This is a genomic window from Campylobacter devanensis, from assembly GCF_002139915.1.
Lineage (GTDB): Bacteria > Campylobacterota > Campylobacteria > Campylobacterales > Campylobacteraceae > Campylobacter > Campylobacter devanensis.
Genome location: NZ_CP018788.1, coordinates 448,957 through 466,477, shown reverse-complemented (window position 1 = coordinate 466,477; position 17,521 = coordinate 448,957). Strand labels below are relative to the sequence as shown.

At 35.5% G+C, this 17,521-nt stretch carries 13 protein-coding genes; 7 read left to right on the top strand and 6 right to left on the bottom strand.

Features of this window, described 5'->3' with window-relative positions:
- Positions 1-2 precede the first annotated feature (2 nt).
- Entirely contained in the window at positions 3-965 is a 963-nt protein-coding gene (locus CIGN_RS02360; protein ID WP_236844779.1) for a cation diffusion facilitator family transporter, read from the top strand.
- Here CIGN_RS02360 and CIGN_RS02355 read toward each other — a convergent pair.
- Genes CIGN_RS02355 through CIGN_RS02345 form a run of 3 tightly spaced genes read right to left on the bottom strand, consistent with a single transcriptional unit; the run spans position 962 to position 4,061 of the window.
- Positions 962-1,555: an NUDIX hydrolase gene (locus CIGN_RS02355; protein ID WP_086269892.1), complete on the bottom strand. Its 594-nt coding sequence runs from the start codon at positions 1,553-1,555 to the stop codon at positions 962-964. The genes CIGN_RS02360 and CIGN_RS02355 overlap by 4 nt on opposite strands.
- Positions 1,540-2,895 (bottom strand): magnesium transporter, encoded by a 1,356-nt coding sequence (gene mgtE / locus CIGN_RS02350; protein WP_086302108.1) that lies wholly within the window; start codon positions 2,893-2,895, stop codon positions 1,540-1,542. Before mgtE ends, CIGN_RS02355 begins: the two co-directional genes overlap by 16 nt.
- 2 nt (positions 2,896-2,897) lie before the next feature.
- A complete protein-coding gene (locus CIGN_RS02345) occupies positions 2,898-4,061 on the bottom strand; it encodes a peptidoglycan DD-metalloendopeptidase family protein (RefSeq protein WP_236844778.1) in 1,164 nt (387 codons plus the stop codon).
- A 129-nt stretch (positions 4,062-4,190) separates the two neighbouring features.
- On the opposite strand from CIGN_RS02345, the gene CIGN_RS02340 reads away from it, so the two are divergent.
- The 3 genes from CIGN_RS02340 to CIGN_RS02330 are packed head-to-tail and all read left to right on the top strand — an operon-like array spanning position 4,191 to position 7,088.
- Entirely contained in the window at positions 4,191-4,907 is a 717-nt protein-coding gene (locus CIGN_RS02340; protein WP_236844777.1) for a plasminogen-binding N-terminal domain-containing protein, read from the top strand.
- A gap of 10 nt (positions 4,908-4,917) precedes the next feature.
- A complete protein-coding gene (locus CIGN_RS02335) occupies positions 4,918-6,297 on the top strand; it encodes an FAD-linked oxidase C-terminal domain-containing protein (protein ID WP_086302106.1) in 1,380 nt (459 codons plus the stop codon).
- A complete protein-coding gene (locus tag CIGN_RS02330) occupies positions 6,297-7,088 on the top strand; it encodes a YihY family inner membrane protein (protein WP_086302105.1) in 792 nt (263 codons plus the stop codon). Before CIGN_RS02335 ends, CIGN_RS02330 begins: the two co-directional genes overlap by 1 nt.
- 114 nt (positions 7,089-7,202) lie before the next feature.
- Here the strand turns inward: CIGN_RS02330 and flgH are convergent, their stop codons facing one another.
- Positions 7,203-7,916 carry a flagellar basal body L-ring protein FlgH gene (gene flgH / locus CIGN_RS02325; RefSeq protein WP_086228119.1) on the bottom strand — a complete coding sequence of 238 codons (714 nt, stop codon included), beginning with the start codon at positions 7,914-7,916 and terminating at the stop codon, positions 7,203-7,205.
- Positions 7,917-7,987: 71 nt separating this feature from the next.
- On the opposite strand from flgH, the gene pta reads away from it, so the two are divergent.
- The 3 genes from pta to CIGN_RS02310 are packed head-to-tail and all read left to right on the top strand — an operon-like array spanning position 7,988 to position 11,847.
- Positions 7,988-9,355: a phosphate acetyltransferase gene (gene pta / locus CIGN_RS02320; RefSeq protein WP_086302104.1), complete on the top strand. Its 1,368-nt coding sequence runs from the start codon at positions 7,988-7,990 to the stop codon at positions 9,353-9,355.
- Positions 9,356-10,558 (top strand): acetate kinase, encoded by a 1,203-nt coding sequence (locus CIGN_RS02315; protein ID WP_086224869.1) that lies wholly within the window; start codon positions 9,356-9,358, stop codon positions 10,556-10,558.
- Complete coding sequence (locus tag CIGN_RS02310; protein ID WP_086302103.1) at positions 10,555-11,847, top strand: DUF2920 family protein; 1,293 nt, start codon at positions 10,555-10,557, stop codon at positions 11,845-11,847. Before CIGN_RS02315 ends, CIGN_RS02310 begins: the two co-directional genes overlap by 4 nt.
- A gap of 95 nt (positions 11,848-11,942) precedes the next feature.
- Here CIGN_RS02310 and CIGN_RS02305 read toward each other — a convergent pair whose 3' ends face one another.
- On the bottom strand, positions 11,943-13,517 hold the full coding sequence (locus CIGN_RS02305) for a flagellin B (RefSeq protein ID WP_086302102.1): 1,575 nt from the start codon (positions 13,515-13,517) through the stop codon (positions 11,943-11,945).
- 415 nt (positions 13,518-13,932) lie between these two features.
- Positions 13,933-17,484, bottom strand: a complete 3,552-nt coding sequence (gene nifJ, locus CIGN_RS02300; protein ID WP_086302101.1) for a pyruvate:ferredoxin (flavodoxin) oxidoreductase — start codon at positions 17,482-17,484, stop codon at positions 13,933-13,935.
- Between the last annotated feature and the right edge of the window lie 37 nt (positions 17,485-17,521).

The following is a 17,521-nucleotide window of genomic DNA, read 5'->3' as shown; positions in this document are numbered from 1 at the left end:
ATATGATAAAGCGTCCACATAATAAATATAAAAAAGTTAGAAATAATGTCGAACAGCCTTTAATGCAGTGTAAAAAAGAGCAGTTTGTTTTAAAGATTTCACTAGCTTGTGCTGTAGTGCTAGCAGTTTTTGGAATTGCTTATGGAATTTATATTGGTTCTAAGGCAATTATTTTTGATGGATTAGTAGCATTTTTATCAATTATCTTAATACTGCTTAGCGTTATCACATCTAAATTTATATACAAAGAAGATGATGATACCTTTCAGTATGGATATATGCGCTTTGAGCCAATGGTGAATCTATTTAAAAGCCTAATTTTACTCTTGTTATGTATGTATGCGATGGTTAATGGAATTCAGGCGATTTTATCTGGTGGATATGAAGTTGAATTTGATAAGGCTATGCTTTACTCATTTTTCTCTATGATCTTATCTATTGGAATTTGGCTTTTTACATCATATCAAGCCAAAATTTTACAATCTCCTCTAATCTCAGTTGATAGTCTTGAGTGGCTAATTGATAGTGTGCTATATCTAGGTGGATTTGTAGTTTTTGGAACAGTTTGGCTATTTGATAGAGAGAGCCAAACAGAATGGGCTAAATACCTTGATCCAGGGCTTTTAGTAGTACTTTCAATGATTTTAGGTGTTATGCCACTTAAGGTTTTTATAAAAAATTTAGCCGATTTGGTGATGGTCGCACCAAAAGATATGGATGAGAAGATAGATACCCTACTTCAAAATATATCCAAAAAATATAATTTTAGCGACTATGATACGCATGTAGCAAAAAGCGGAAGATTTTTTATGATTGAGGTAAATATCTTAATGGGAGAGTCATTTAAAATTCAAAATATAGATGAGATGGATCTAATCAGAGATGAGATAGAACGAGGGCTTGAGATTCCAAGTTATAAAATTTGGCTAAGTGTGAGCTTCACTAAAAACCCAAAATGGCTTTAATCAAATTTAGCCTTTTTATTTATCATCCACCAAAGAATCGAAAATTGTAAATTTGGTGCTTTAACCTTACTCTCATCATATATAAAGCTTAGAATCTCATCACGCTTTATAAAGATTAGTTCTATCTTCTCATCATCAACACCGCCACCACTTGAAACCTTCATACTCTCATCAATCTCACCATAAAATAGCGTTTGAGCATTCGCTCCAAATCCAAGTGCAGTAAAGCTGCTAGTAACTCGCTCTATATTATCTATACTATATCCAGTTTCTTCCATAATCTCTTCGATCATAGTTGCTTTAGCATCTAGCCCCTTATCCATAATACCCGCACAAAGCTCATATGTAAGGCCATTTTTGATTGGAGTTTGATTTTTTTCTTGATAGTACCATACAGATGGGCGAAACTGCCTAACAAACAAAAACGACTCAAATTCCCTATGATAGAGCAAGCAACTCACGCTATCATGCGCCTCTACGCAATCCCAGCGTTTATCCTTGCCATCTTGAGTATATAAGATACTAAAAGGCTTTACAAATTTTGACTCTTTTAATGCTACAACTCTTAAATCGCTTATAGTAAAATCCATGTCGCTAATCCTAAAAATACAAAAAATCCTATAATATCTGTCGCTGTAGTTAAAAACACAGTGCTACCAACAGCGGGATCAAGCCCTATTCTCTTTAAACTAAGCGGGATAAATGTCCCTAAAAATGCCGCCATAATGATATTAGCCACAAGTGCTATTGCTATGACTACTCCAAGCATCGGCTTATCAAACCAAAGCCCCACCAAAATACCTAAAAATAGAGCAAAGATAAAAGAGTTAAAAATAGCCATTATAATCTCTTTTTTCAGCACCACCCAAAAATCCCCAATCCCTATCTCACCAAGGGCCAATCTCCTTACCGTAACAGCTAGTGTTTGATTACCAGCGTTGCCACCCATACTAGCTACTATTGGCATCAAAACAGCTAAAGCAACCAAGCTCTCAATAGACTTTTCAAAAAATCCAATCACAATAACGCCCAAAATCGCCGTGATTAAATTCACAAACAACCAAGCCGCCCTAGCACGGCCAGTCTTTACTAATCCCTCTTCTTCAGCATCATCATCAACCCCAGCAAGATTATAAATCTGCTCCGTGGCACTCTGCTCTAAAAAGTCATGTATATCATCAGTGGTGATCCGCCCTAGCAAAACCCCGGCTCTATTAGTCACAGCAATAGCGCTCAAATCATAATCCATAATAATATCCACAGCTACTTTAATATCATCACTATCAATAGCAAAATGTGGTTTAAATCTCTCCTCATCTTCGCTCACTATTTGGCTTAAATTTAGATTAAAATCATATGTTATAAGATCCTCAAGTGCGATTGTATGTTTTAATACGCCCTCTTCATCTACAACAAAAAGCGAAAAAACATTTTCTATCTTATCTTCTTGCTTCATTATGCGAAATCTAGCTATAGCACTACTTAAACTCTCATCTAATCTAGCACTAAATAGCTCTGTTTGCATATATGCGCCAGCTTCGTTATCTTCATAATTTATAAGCTTGCTAATCTCTTTTTGACTATCTATTTCAAGCGAGCTAAATAACTCCTTAGCCTTTTCTTCATCTATCTCTTCTATAATCTGTATAAGGTCAGTTGCGTCATCGCTTTCTAGCTCATCGATTGCTTCAGCTATCTTGTCATTTGGAAGATTTTCTATCACATCTCGCAGCATGTGATCAGGCATCTCCATAGCTGCTTCACCAAGAGTTTGCGCATCAAGCTTTTCTAAATATTTAGCATACTCATCCTCATCAAGGATTTTTAGCCTTTTTAAATGGCTTGCTACATCAGCTGGACTTAACTCATTCTCATCTACGATATGTTTTTGAAGCTGTTCTTTTACCTCTTCTAAATTTGAATTTGGCATGATTATATCTCTGTTATATTTGATATATCTTCAAGCGGTGCTTTATTTATATGATCTTTGAAACTAGCTTGAATTTGGTTATTTAGGCTATCTTTTAGCTTGTTAAATTCAATTTTTTGGTTTTTATTTAGCTCGGATTTTGTGATTTTGACTACAGATTCTGGATTTATAGCGTTGCCATTTTTGTATAATCCCAAGTGTAGATGCGGTCCAGTGCTTAAACCAGTGCTTCCTACATAGGCTATTAACTGACCTTTTTTTACTTTTTTACCCTTTTTAATACCTTTAGCATAACCATTTAAATGCGCATAAAGTGTCATATATCCACTTGAGTGCTGGATAGTAACAGTCTTGCCATATCCGCCTTTATTGCCTACAAAGCTCACCACACCATCACCAGCGGCATATATCTTTGTCCCTCTTGGCGCAGCATAATCAGTACCTAAATGCGCTCTATATCTTTTTAATACTGGATGAAATCTTTTAGGATTAAATCTTGAGCTAATTCTAGCATTTGGCACAGGCTTAATCAATAAGAAATTTTCAAGCTCTCTTCCATTAGGATCATAAAACGCATCATTAAATTTATATATATAATTTGGCTTTCCCCTAGTCTCTATCATAGCAACTTTGATATTTGGTTCGCCGATATATTTACCTAAGCGCTTTTTACGCTCATATACTATAGCCAGTCGATCGCCCTTTTGAAGCGTTTTAAAATTTACGCTTCCACTAAAAGCTTTATTAAACGAATTAGCTAGTGCTTCATCATTTGTTGCTCTTTTTATCTCTCTATATGGAGAGTCATTTATCTCTACATTTAGTACAAAATTTTCATTTTCATAGACAATTGGGATAAAATCTAGACTATAATGGTTATTAAAATCTTTAAAAACATGAATTTGAATCTCATTGCTAATAGGTAATAAAATTTGACTAATATTATTATTTGAATCACGCAAAATTTGAAATTTCGTCCCAGCGCTTAACTCACTAGCTAACTCTTTATCCTCGCCTGAGAGATTATAATATATAGATAATGGTATATTATGTCTCTCTAAAAAGGTTAAAAATGTATCGCCTTGCGGCCATGTCAGCTCTTCAACACTTGTAGTTACTGCATGTAAATTCATAAAAGCTAAAATAGATAAGATAAATTTTTTCATCAAAAACCTCAATAGAAGCAGATTAATATTGTAATTATAACTCAAAATTATTTACACATTGCAAACATTTACCCAAACTAAGATATAATTATGGCCAAATTTATAAAAAGTATCAAAAAGGGGATGCAATTGAAAAAAATTATAGTTTTAATCTTTGCTATATATTCATTTAGTTTTGGAGCTAAATTTGATCTAAAACCAAGCTACAATCTAATTTTAAATACCACTCAAGGTGGTGCTACAATTATAGATAATAATAGCTTTATAGTTGGCTCAAGTGGTGTTGTGTTGCACAAATTAAAAGATGGTAGCAAAACCATAATAGCCAGGGCAGTTGTAACTAGCAAAAAAGATGGCTATGCAAATTTAAGATTTGAGCTATTTGACCAGCTTAAACAAACAGCACTTCCACTCCCTACTATCTTGCCACAAGCTGGCGATGAAGTAATTTTAAATTTTATGTATAATAGATCTTTAATCGTAGTCCCAAACAAAGAAATTTATGATCAAGTTACTAAAGCTTTTAGTAATATTGATTTTATTCATCCTGATATTATAGCTGCTTATTTAAGCTATGAGTATAAGCCAAACCCAAGCCGATCTGATTTTCGTAAAATGTGCGCACAAAATGCAGCCGGACTTATATTTATAGCACTTGATAAAGAGGCTGTTTTTGCTGATTGTGGTAGTTTTGAAATTTTGCAAAGCTTTAAAACTGGCAGTGTAGATTATTATGAAGTACCATTTTATACAAGAATTAAAAATATAGATACAGTATTTTGGAAACTTGATGGTGCTAAAATCGGCAATTATGACAAATATTACAATAAACTTTTAGCTAGATAAGGGGATAAGTATGGATTCTAAACATATAAAATATTTTGAGAATTTAATAGGTAAAGATAATGCCAAATTTGACAAAGCCCATCAGATAGCCTACTGCTATGACGCAACCAAAAAGCGATATGAACCAGATGGTGTTTTATTCCCAAGAGATGAAAATGATGTAAGTGAAATTTTAAAATATTGTAACGAAAATAAGATAATAATCGTCCCAAGAGGCGCTGGGAGTGGCTTTACTGGTGGCGCATTGGCTAGTGGTGGCGGAGTGGTGCTAAGCTTTGAGAAGCATATGAATAAAATTTTAGAGATAGATATGCAAAATATGGTAGCCGTAGTCCAACCTGGTGTGATAAATATGGATTTACAAAAGGCTGCATTAGAAGTGGGGCTATTTTATCCACCTGATCCTGCTAGTGAAAATTATAGTAGCATAGGTGGCAATGTAAGTGAAAATGCCGGCGGAATGCGTGCTGCGAAATATGGAATTACCAAAGATTATGTGATGGCTTTGCGTGCTGTGTTGCCTAATGGGGAGATTATAAGAGCTGGTAAAAAAACGATAAAAGATGTCGCCGGATACAATATAGCTGGGATTTTGATAGCTAGTGAAGGTAGCTTAGCAGTAATTACTGAAATAACTCTAAAATTAATCGCCAAACCTAAATTCAAAAAGACCGCTATGGGGGTATTTCCTAGTGTGAATTCAGCTATGAATGCCGTATATAAGACAATGGCCGCTGGTGTAACCCCTGTGGCGATGGAGTTTTTAGACTCTTTAAGCATCAAAGCTGTTGAGCAAAAATTTAATAAAGGCTTACCAGTCGATTCGGGTGCGATATTGATTAGCGATGTGGATGGGCCAAATTTAGATGTAATCAATGAAGATTTAGAGATTATCAAAAACTGCTTTACACAAAATGGTGCCATAGATTTCAAAGTAGCAAAAGATGATCAAGAAAGCGCTGATATATGGTTTGCTAGACGCAACTGCTCTCAAGCTATCACAATGTATGGTAGCTTGAAATTAAACGAAGATATCACCGTCCCACGCTCTAAGCTACCTGAACTCTTAGATAAAATATCTCAAATTTCAGCTAAATATAATGTTACTACACCTTGCTTTGGCCATACGGGCGATGGCAATGTCCATACAAATGTTATGGTAGATAAATCAGACCCACAGGCCATCGAGCGTGGCCATCGAGCAATCACAGAAATTTTCAAAGCCACAATCGAGCTTGGTGGAACGCTAAGTGGCGAACATGGCATTGGAATATCAAAAGCTCCTTTTATGCATTTAGCATTTAGTGATGGAGAGATGGAACTATTTAGATCAATCAAAAAAGCCTTTGATCCAAATAATATATTAAATCCATTTAAAATGGGACTTTAATGCAAGAAGCTAAAAAAATTGCTAAGATTATTATAAAAGAGCTAAGAGATAAGCAAATATTTCATTTTGCTTCTAGTCTTAGCTTTCATACACTACTTTCGATAATTCCTATTATTTTTGTATCGCTTAGTATTTTTACTACTATGCCAAATTTTGCTGATTATTATGCTAAAATAAAGGAATTTATCTACTCAAACTTGCTCCCAAGTCAAAATATCACCCAATATCTAGATCAATTTTTAAGCAACTCTAGCTCACTTGGAGTGATGGGAGTTGTGGCTATATTTTTTACTAGCTTGATGTTTTTTAGTGAATATGATCATGTTATATCACGAATTTCTAATGTGCCAAAAAGAGGATTTTGGCAAAGTCTTAGTAATTACTGGACACTTACTACCCTTATGCCTTTAGGGCTTGGCTTATCATTTTGGCTTTCAAATTTCATCCAAACCGCACTAAAAAGCAGTGAATTTACCAGTTCGATAAATTTTCTAGCTATATTTCCTCATATTATAATCTGGGCAATTTTTGCTATTACATATCTAATTAGTATCAACAAAAAATTATCATTTAAAAGCATAGTTATTGGCTCATTTATTAGCTCGCTCGCTTGGTCGCTATCAAAATGGGGCTTTATCCAATACTCATTTTATAATAAAACTTACGCTAGCATATATGGCTCATTTTCTATTTTGCTATTTTTTATACTTTGGATATATATATCGTGGATTATATTTTTGTATGGAGTTAGACTCTGCTCAGTACTTGAAAAAAGCAAAGAGCAAATTTAAAGCTATTTGTAGATAATAGATATCTATCTGCTATTTATACTAAATTTAGTTAATTCAATTGCTAAGGTAACTAAATTGTTACCCTAGCAATTATAAATTTAATAAATTAATAAATCAAAATGGCCAAATCGTCTCTAAAACACGAGTTCCCCATGGTTTATCAGTCGCACGCTGAAGGTCGCCTTCGGTTTTATATAATATTTTAGCATCAGATATATGTCTAGATTCAATCTCATTATACTGGCTAATATCGTATGGACGAATCACTCCACTAATTTGCATTATCTGTTTTTCATTATTTAGCAAAATTTCCTTACTACCTTCGATAAAGTAATTACCATTGCTTAAAACCTTAATAATCCTGGCTGAAATCGTAGTAGTAAATGCCTCAGTCCTACTAGTTGAACCCCCTCCTGAATAGCTACTACCACTTCCAGCGCTAAATCCTATACCAGCTATTTTATTAATATCATTTAGTGGTCCTTTTAATGGTGAGCCTTCAGGCGTAGTAAATGTTCCACCTTTTAGCGATGTTAAGCTATCTTTAGAGGTTGAGCGATCAGCCTGTGAGCTTTGATTGGCATTTTCTCTGATTATAACCGTTACGATATCATTGACATTCATCGCTTTTCTATCAGAAAATAGCGGATTATCCCCCTTACCAAATAAACTCCCAGGATTTCCTACTCCATTACCTTGAACACGACTTGGCAACTCTTCTACATATGTTGGTGGCGCCATTGAAATATGCGGATCAGCCCCAGTTGTACAACCGCCAAGCCCAATACCTGCAACGCAAATTAGTGTAAAAAAAGAAACTTTTTTCATAAATAACTCTCAATTTTATGATACAATATACTAATAATTCGTTAAAATAATACCAAATATAGGATAAAACAATGCTAAAATCGATTTATATCTTAAAAAGCGACTATGAAAATGGTAAATTTAGAGATGTTTTAAGCTCTAAATTTAGCCAAGGTGTTACGATTTTACCCATTAGCGATGATGGCGAATTTAAAGTTTTCACTCTTAATGAAGCAATCACTCTACTAAATTCAGGCAAAGAAAATGAACTAATCAAAGCTGTAATGGATAAATTCAGTAGCATTAAGGCTGAGTTTATAATAATAATTGGATCTGGCGATGAACTGCTTGACTCATTGCTTGCTCGCAATCTAAATGCTCCATTTTTGCTTAGCAATCAAACTGCTTATAAAGCTAAGCTGCTTGGATTTAAATCATTAAAAAGCATTGATGAGATTAAAAATACTCAAAGCAACTATATAACTCCTCTTAAATTTGAAACCCTACTCTATCAAAAAGCTGCCCAAAAGCTAAAAACTGTAGTATTACCAGAAAGCGATGATGATAGAGTTCTTAAAGCGTGCGATATCCTGCTAAATAGCGGTGCTATTAGTTTAATTCTTCTTGGCGATGAGAATGATATCAATAAAAGAGCTAATGAATTAGGGCTAAATTTGAGCAAAGCTAAAATTATAAATCCAGCTAATAGCGAACTTTTAGAAGAATTTGCTACTACTCTTTATGATCTTCGTAAAAGTAAAGGTATGGAGCTAGAAAAAGCCAAAGAGCTAATCAAAGATAGAACATATTTTGGCACTATGCTTGTATATAAAGGGCTAGCAAGCGCAATGGTAAGTGGCGCTAGTACAACTACAGCCCAAACCATCCGTCCAGCCTTGCAATTTATAAAAACAAAACCTGGCGTTACTAGCGTTAGTGGTAGCTTTATTATGTGTGCTAATGGCCAAATTCACTTCTATGCAGATTGTGCTATTATGCCAAATCCTACACCAAAAGATCTAGCTGGTGCTGCTATTGCTACAGCTGCTACAGCTCGTGAGTTTGGCTTTGAACCTAAAGTTGCTATGCTTAGCTACTCTACAGGAGATAGTGGAAGTGGCCCAAGCGTTGATGCTATTATAGAGGCTACTAAAATCTTAAAAGAGCTAGACCCAAGCCTAGATGTAGAAGGTCCAATCCAATTTGATGCAGCCATTGACCCAGTAGTAGCAGCTAAGAAATTGCCAAATTCAAAAGTTGCTGGAAATGCAAATGTATTTATCTTTCCAGATTTAAATTGTGGAAACATCTGCTACAAAGCAGTCCAAAGAACAGCAAATGCTTTAGCTATTGGGCCAATATTGCAAGGATTAAATAAGCCAATTAACGATTTAAGTCGTGGTTGCTTGGTCGAAGATATCGTAAATACTGCACTAATTAGCGCAATCCAGGGAGAGTAGATGAAAATTTTAGTTATTAACTCTGGTAGTAGTTCTATTAAATTTAAACTCTATGATATGAAAAATGAGAGCGTAATGTGCAAAGGACTAATTGAACAAATAGGCTCAGATAACTCCTTTGCTAAAATCTCCACCGCTCATGGAAGTATCAAAGAGATATCTAGGCCCATAGCCAATCACGCTCAAGGTATAGATATTATGAATGAGTTGCTATTTAATTCTGGAGTAGTAAATAGCTTAGATGAAATTGATGGTGTAGGTCACAGAGTCGTTCAAGGTGCTGATGTTTTTAGTGATGCAGTATTAATAGATGAGAGTGTAATGGCAAAGATTGAAGAGCTTATACCATTAGCTCCACTTCACAATCCTGCTCACCTAGCTGGAATGAGAGAGACGCTAAAAGTTCGCCCAGATATCCCAAATGTCGCTGTATTCGATACAGTCTTTCACCAAACTATGCCAAAAAGCTCATATATGTATGCTTTGCCGATTGAATTTTATGAGAAATATAAAATTCGCAAATATGGCTTTCACGGTACATCTCATCAATTTGTCTCTAAAGCAGCTGCTAAAATCTTAAATATTGATTATGATAAATTTAGCTGTATCACTCTACATCTTGGAAATGGTGCTAGTATTGCAGCGATAAAAAATGGCAAATGTATAGATACTACAATGGGGTTAACTCCGCTTGAAGGGCTAATGATGGGAACACGCTGCGGAAGCATAGACCCAGCGATTATGCCATTTTTGATGGAAAATGCAAATTTAAGCGCTAAAGAAGTTGATAATATAATGAATAAAAAATCTGGCCTATTAGCCATCGGCGGTAGCAACGATATGCGTATAATAGAACAAAAGATGGATGCAGGAGATGAGAATGCTAAGCTTGCGTTTGATATGTTTGTGCTAAAGGTGAAAAAATTCATTGGTGCGTATATTGCAATTTTAGGTAAAATCGATTCAATTATATTTACTGCTGGAATTGGCGAAAATGACGCTAGAATCAGAGAGGCAGTTTGCGAAGGTCTAGAGATTTTTGATATCAAAATTGATAAAATTAAAAATAAAGAGTCAAAAGATGAACCACGACGCATAAGCCAAATCGACTCCAAAGTCCGCATAGCCATAGTCCCAACTGACGAAGAGCTAGCCATCGCCCAAGATGCACTAAGAATAATTAAAAATAAAGGCAATAAATGATAAAGACAATTGACTATCAAATAGATGGAATAAACGACGCTGAACTAGATATAAAGCGTAACTCAAAGCTTGAGTTTAAGCTCACCTATGATAGCACTAAAGAGATTAGAGCGCTTATAGCTGTTATTCCAGGTCTTGGCGAAGATGGTGACACCTATTATAGAGACAATCTAGCTCATAGCATAGCAAGAGACCTTGATGCTGCTGTAATTACAGTTAATTATTTTGGTGTCAAAAGCAATCCACCAGTGGCTAAATTTAGCATTGATGAGATTGATGAGTTAATCCTTAAAACAGTAGCTGAGAATATTGGCAATCCAATTCCAGATAATATAGAACTAACCAAAATGGAATCAGAAGAGATTTGGGACTTTGTCAATGAGCATCTATATGCTTTCATTGGAATGCAAAAATTAACTGGCAAGCTTATACGAGATTTTAAAATGCCTATGCATATGACATTAACTCCACCAAATGGCGAGTATCAAAACTTTGGTCTAATGGCTGCACTTGATGTGGTAAATTCAGTTTTATATATTAAAAACAATCCTCCATTTAAGCTTCATCCTAATTGTCAAAATGGGCAGCTTGCTACAATCTATGTAGGCTCAAGCCATGGCGGATATATAGCTAATCTCTGTGCTAAATTTGCCCCATGGGCTGTAGATGCTGTTTTGGATAACTGCGGCTGGAATTTAAGCACTGAAATATTTGATAAAAAAGACTACCAGCCAGGAACATTCCGTACTATTGGATTTGGTAAAGAGATTGATTTTATGAGATATAGGCGAGATAGTAGAGATAATGAAAACTTTCACCTATGCATCTCAGATAAAACATTTTGGACATCAAATTCGCAAAGCCCAAACTACTTTAGTCGCTCTAGATATGAGATTAGAGATGTCAATGAACCTAATCATCTAAAAGTACTTAGCAACTATCCAAAACCGATTTTTAAATGCTACCATGTAAAAGGTGATAGCGTAGCACCAATTGATGAAAAGATTAAATTTTATGAGCAATTACAAGCCAATGGCTTTGATGCTACTCTTGATATCGTAAGCGATAAATCTAGAGTTGATGGTAAATTTATCAAAAATCTATCTCACGGAATGGGTATGAGCATTAAACTACTTGTAGCTAATAATTACGAATGGATTTTAAATAAAATCGCAGCCAACAAGCGTCCAAAATGCGAGCCAGTAATCACGCTAGAAACTAGCCAATATACATATAAATTTAGTCAAAAAGATAACCAAGTTAGCTTAGAGTGCAAAAAGAAAAAATAAAGCAATAAAATAAATTTAGATTTTATGTTTAAATAAACCCTCGCAATGGCTAAGCATTGCGAGTAAATTTAAGCTATTAAAGATTTAAATTTAAGCTACTGTAGTAGTCTTAATATATTTTGTTGTACAGCATTTGCCTGGCTCATAGCGTAGCTTCCGCTTTGGGCTAGTATGTTAAATTTAGAGAAGTTTGCACTCTCACTAGCAAAGTCTACATCTCTTATTTGAGATTCAGCTGATTTTACATTTACTTGAGTAACTGTAATATTATTTATAGTAGCTACTAATTGGTTTTGTACTGAACCTAGGTCAGCTCTTAGCTTGTCTAGAGTTTTTCTAGCTGCTTCAGCTACATCAACCATAGCTTGAGCACCACCATAAGTATTTACGCCACCGGCTTGGTCTACTTCTTGACCGGCATTAGATGCGTTACCATTAAAAAATCCCATTGCTTTAGCCATTGTAGCACTAATTGTACCAGAGTTCATATATTTAAGATTTACCGATGTTTGATTATATGCCTTGCTAGCGTTAGCCGCATTAGATATTGCAGCATTGCCACTAAATACATGAGAAGCGATTAATGACATATTTTGTAGGCCTATTTTGATATCTCTAGCATCTTGGCGAATGAAAGTTAATTGACCTAAATATGTAATACCTTTTTCTGAAAAATTACCTTTCACGCCTCCAGCTATTGTAAAACTATTAACAGAATGTGTGTCTACATTGATAGCTCTACCATCTTTAGCAGCTAAAACTAAGCGACCATTTTCTAGACTTGCTTCTACTCCAGTCTCATCTTTTTTAGCGTTAATTGCAGCGATTAGAGCATTGTCAGAATCATTAGCTTTTACAGTAATATTTCCGATTGTTACGCCATTAATTGTTAAATCTTGTATTGTACCAGCACCAACAGCTTCTGACATAATCTGAGTATTATTAACTTTAACTTTTACACCAGTTTTATCTGAAACGCCATTCATCATATCAGCTACAGCTTTATAGCCATCTTTTGCTAATACTGTACCAGCAATTGCTTGAAATTCATAACCGTTAGGATATCCATCAACACCACTAAGTTTTACTGTTAGGGTTTGAGCTGATAAAGTAGAGACAGTAGATACAACAGTATTAAAAACAGTCTCAAACCTAGTATGTCCAATTGTATTTGAGTTTGTAGCACCTATGCTTACTTTAGCTGTTTCATTACTATAAGCACCAATTTGGAAGTTTTTGTTTGAAAAATTTCCATTTAGTAGTTGTTGGCCATTAAAGCTTGTAGTAGTAGCTATCATATCTAGTTCTTCAAGAAGTCTGCTAATATCATTTTGAAGAGCTCTTCTAGAATCAGCATTTTGACCATCTTGTGCTGCTTGGATAGCTTTAGTTTTAATAGTATCAAGTATTTTAATCTGTTCATCCATAGCTTTATCTGCAGTTTGAACAATACCAATTGCATCATTACCATTAGATATAGCTTGACCTAAAGAGCTAGCTTGGCTTTTTAGTGAATCAGCAATAACAAGACCTGATGCATCATCAGCTGCTGTTTGAATTCTAAGACCTGAGCTTAGGCGACCAAGTGAGCTAGTAAGCTCTCTATCTGTGATTTGTGAGTTTGCGTGAGCATTCATCGCTGCGATGTTAGTATTTATTCTAAAGCTCATAACTTTTCCTTTGTGTTAATATTTCCCTATAAAACTTAAATCCATTTAGGGTGTGTTTTTATTATATCGAACCAAATATTAAAAAGTTTATATATGGGGGGGGGGATTTTGATAAATTTGAAGAAAATATTGCAAATTTTTTAATAAATTTGAGAAATTTATAAAATTTAGATTATATATTGTAGATTTAGGCTAAGTGATTTTATAATTTTTAGAGTGGAATTTAGATTGGATTGGATGAAATATTAAATATTATGGGGGTGTAATTAAATTTGTGGGTTTTAGAGATTTGGGGAGGTTAATGGGTTGACTATGGGATAAGAGTGAATTTGATAGTTTTTAGTTTATAATGTTAAAAAATAAATTTGCCTACTCATAAAAATTATGAGTAGGCCTTAGTGATTAAATTATAAAATTAATTTAACTCATCGCTATAATCAGCTGCGGCTAAGCGTTTTAATTGTCTGTATCGTCGCTTAGCGTCGTTTAGGTTTTTAGCAAATAGCTCATCTGCGTGACTAGGATTGATCTTTTTAAGCGAGTTATAACGAACTTCATTTAATAAAAACTCTTCATATCTATCCCAATTAGGCTCTTTGGATGTGATTTTAAGCGGATTTTTGCCTTGAGCTAATAGGCTTGGATCATAGATATATGTAGGCCAATATCCACAAGCTGTGGCTAACTCCGCTTGCTCTCCTGACATAGTAAGGCCGCCTTTGATACCATGAGCTATACATGGAGAATAGGCTATTATAAGGCTTGGGCCATCATATTCTTCGGCTGCGGTGATAGCTTTTATCACATTTGCTTGACTAGCGTTTAGATTGATTTGGGCTACAAAGATATTGCCATAAGTCATTGAAATTTGGCCTAGATCTTTCTTTTGGACTGCTTTGCCACTAGCGCTAAATTGTGCTACTGAGCCACTTCGGCTAGATTTTGAACTTTGGCCACCTGTGTTTGAATAAACCTCTGTATCAAGGACTAAAACATTGACATTTTCACCACTTGCTAATACATGATCCAAACCGCCATATCCGATATCATAAGCCCAGCCATCGCCACCAATAATCCATTGTGATTTTTTGGCTATGTATTGTTTAAGGCTTAAAAGCTCCTTTGCCCCTTCGAAATTTGAATTTGCTTCAAGTAGTGGGACTAAGGTATCTCTAATATTTTGGGTAGCTATTCTATCATTTTTATTAGCTAACCAGTCATTATATAGCGCTGCGATGGCATTTGGGGCTTTGTCTTTGGTATTTAGCATTATGTTCTCTACTCTATTGCGGATAGTTTGCATAGCTATCTCCATACCCATACCAAACTCGGCATTATCTTCAAATAGCGAATTCGCCCATGCTACACCATTACCTGTTTTATTAGATTTTCTATATGGCGATGATGGTGCTGATCCGCCATAAATAGAGCTACAACCAGTGGCATTAGCTACCATTAACTGCTCGCCAAATAGCCTTGTAACTAGAGTGATATATGGTGTTTCACCACATCCTGGACATGCGCCGTGAAATTCAAATAAAGGTTGAGCAAAGCCAGAACCTTTGACGCTTTGTTTGTTCATTAAATCATCTTTATAGACAACTTTTTTAAATAGATAATCTGCGTTTTCTTGTTCGCCTTTTTCTATTTCGCCATTTAGTGGCACCATTACTAGGGATTTTTCTTTGCTTGGACACTCATGAGCGCATAGCTCACAGCCGGTGCAATCTAATGGGCTTACTTGAATTTTATATTTTAATCCTGTTAGCTCTTTGCCTTTGGCGTTGATTGCTCTATCTTTGACACCTTGTGGCGCATTTGCCATCTCATTTTCATCTATCAAAAACGGCCTAATAACAGCATGCGGGCATACAAAAGCACATTGATTACACTGGATACAATTCTCTTCTATCCATTTTGGCACCATCACGCCTACGCCACGCTTTTCAAATTCAGTAGTCCCAGACTCAAAGGAGCCATCTTCATACCCTACAAAGGCTGAAACAGGCAGATAATCCCCACGAGCAGCATTCATAGGTTTAGCAATATTTTCTACAAAATCACTACCTTTGTATTTATCCTCTTTTATATCATCGCTTAAATTTACCCAGCTTGGATCAATATCTATTTTGACTAACTCACTAGCACCTTCATCGATGGCTCTGTAGTTCATCTCTACAATTTTATCGCCTTTTTTGTGATAAGTTTTGTAGGCATATTCTTTCATATATTTTCGTGCTTCTTCATAGTCGATTATGCCTGAAAGCTTGAAAAATGCCGATTGCATAATGGTATTTGTGCGATTTCCTAGGCCTATTTCATAAGCTAATTTTGTAGCATTTAGTATATAGAAATTCGCATTTTTTTGCGCTAGAATGCGTTTAACTCTATTTGGGATTTTCTCTATTGTTTTTTGAGCATCCCAAATGGAATTTAACAAAAATGTCCCCCCATCTCTTAAGCCATCTACAACATCATAAATATCCAAATACGCCGCCACAGAACAGGCTATAAAATGCGGATTTGATACTAGATATGTAGAGCGGATAGGATTTTTGCCGAATCTTAGATGGCTTCTAGTATAGCCGCCTGATTTTTTGCTATCGTAAGCAAAATATGCTTGAGCGTATAGATCTGTTTTATCGCCGATAATTTTGATTGAGTTTTTATTTGCTCCGACCGTGCCATCAGCTCCAAGCCCATAAAATAAGCACTCTATACAATCTTCATCACTTAGTGAAATTTTATCTCCTACTGCTAGTGAAGTAAATGAGACATCATCTACTATACCAACTGTAAATCCATCTTTAGGCGTAGGTGAATTTAAATTTTCATATACTGCTAACATTTGAGCTGGATCGACATCTTTTGAGCTTAGGCCATATCTTCCACCTACTATAATAGGAGCATTCTCTTTGCCATAATATGCAGATTTAATATCTAAATATAGCGGCTCACCAAGGCTTCCTGGCTCTTTAGTGCGGTCTAAAACGGCTATTTTTTCTACTGATTTAGGCATCACATCAAACATATATTTAATACTAAATGGTCTATATAGATGGACTTTTAGCACGCCTACTTTTTCGCCTTTGGAATTTAGATAATCCACAACTTCTTCAAGCGTTTGAGTAACTGATCCCATCGCTACAATCACTCTAGTGGCATCTTTGGCACCATAATATACAAATGGTGCGTAATTTCTACCTGTAACCTTAGATATCTCACTCATATAATCAGCCACAATATCAGGGATAGCATCATAAAATTTGTTGGTTAGCTCCCTAGTTTGAAAATATATATCATCATTTTGAGCCGTTCCTCTGATTTTTGGATTTTCGGGATTCATAGATGTGCGTCTAAACTCTTCAACCGCCTCTTTATCAAGCAATTTATCAAATACACTATAATCCATCACTTCGATTTTTTGAATTTCATGGCTAGTTCTAAATCCATCAAAAAAGTGTAAAAATGGTACCCTACCTTTAATCGCACTAAGGTGAGCTACCCCCGCTAGATCCATAACTTCTTGGACTGATCCAGTAGCAAGCATAGCAAATCCAGTCTGCCTACAAGCGTATATATCTTGATGATCGCCAAAAATTGATAAGGCTTGAGCCGCCAAAGATCTAGCTGCGACATGGATCACGCCTGGTAACATTTGGCCTGAGATTTTATACATATTTGGAATTTTAAGCAATAGCCCTTGGGCTGCTGTAAATGTAGTAGTTAATGCTCCAGCTTGAAGGCTGCCATGTACCGTACCTGCCGCACCGGCTTCGCTTTGCATCTCGACTACTTTAACAGGCATCCCAAAGAGATTTTTTTTGCCTTCACTTGCCCATATATCCACATAGTCTGCCATAGGTGAACTAGGCGTAATAGGATATATCCCAGCAACTTCTGTAAAAGCATAAGAGGCGTAAGCTGCCGCTTCATTGCCATCCATGGTTTTCATAATTTTACTCATTTGATTCCTTTCTAAGCTAAATTTTTATATTCAAGGA

Coding starts and splice junctions, on each gene's coding strand:
- CIGN_RS02360 (WP_236844779.1), top strand. CDS start 3: ATGATAAAGCGTCCACATAATAAATATAAAAAAGTTAGAAATAATGTC.
- CIGN_RS02355 (WP_086269892.1), bottom strand. CDS start 1,555: ATGGATTTTACTATAAGCGATTTAAGAGTTGTAGCATTAAAAGAGTCA.
- mgtE (WP_086302108.1), bottom strand. CDS start 2,895: ATGCCAAATTCAAATTTAGAAGAGGTAAAAGAACAGCTTCAAAAACAT.
- CIGN_RS02345 (WP_236844778.1), bottom strand. CDS start 4,061: ATGAAAAAATTTATCTTATCTATTTTAGCTTTTATGAATTTACATGCA.
- CIGN_RS02335 (WP_086302106.1), top strand. CDS start 4,918: ATGGATTCTAAACATATAAAATATTTTGAGAATTTAATAGGTAAAGAT.
- CIGN_RS02330 (WP_086302105.1), top strand. CDS start 6,297: ATGCAAGAAGCTAAAAAAATTGCTAAGATTATTATAAAAGAGCTAAGA.
- flgH (WP_086228119.1), bottom strand. CDS start 7,916: ATGAAAAAAGTTTCTTTTTTTACACTAATTTGCGTTGCAGGTATTGGG.
- pta (WP_086302104.1), top strand. CDS start 7,988: ATGCTAAAATCGATTTATATCTTAAAAAGCGACTATGAAAATGGTAAA.
- CIGN_RS02315 (WP_086224869.1), top strand. CDS start 9,356: ATGAAAATTTTAGTTATTAACTCTGGTAGTAGTTCTATTAAATTTAAA.
- CIGN_RS02310 (WP_086302103.1), top strand. CDS start 10,555: ATGATAAAGACAATTGACTATCAAATAGATGGAATAAACGACGCTGAA.
- CIGN_RS02305 (WP_086302102.1), bottom strand. CDS start 13,517: ATGAGCTTTAGAATAAATACTAACATCGCAGCGATGAATGCTCACGCA.
- nifJ (WP_086302101.1), bottom strand. CDS start 17,484: ATGAGTAAAATTATGAAAACCATGGATGGCAATGAAGCGGCAGCTTAC.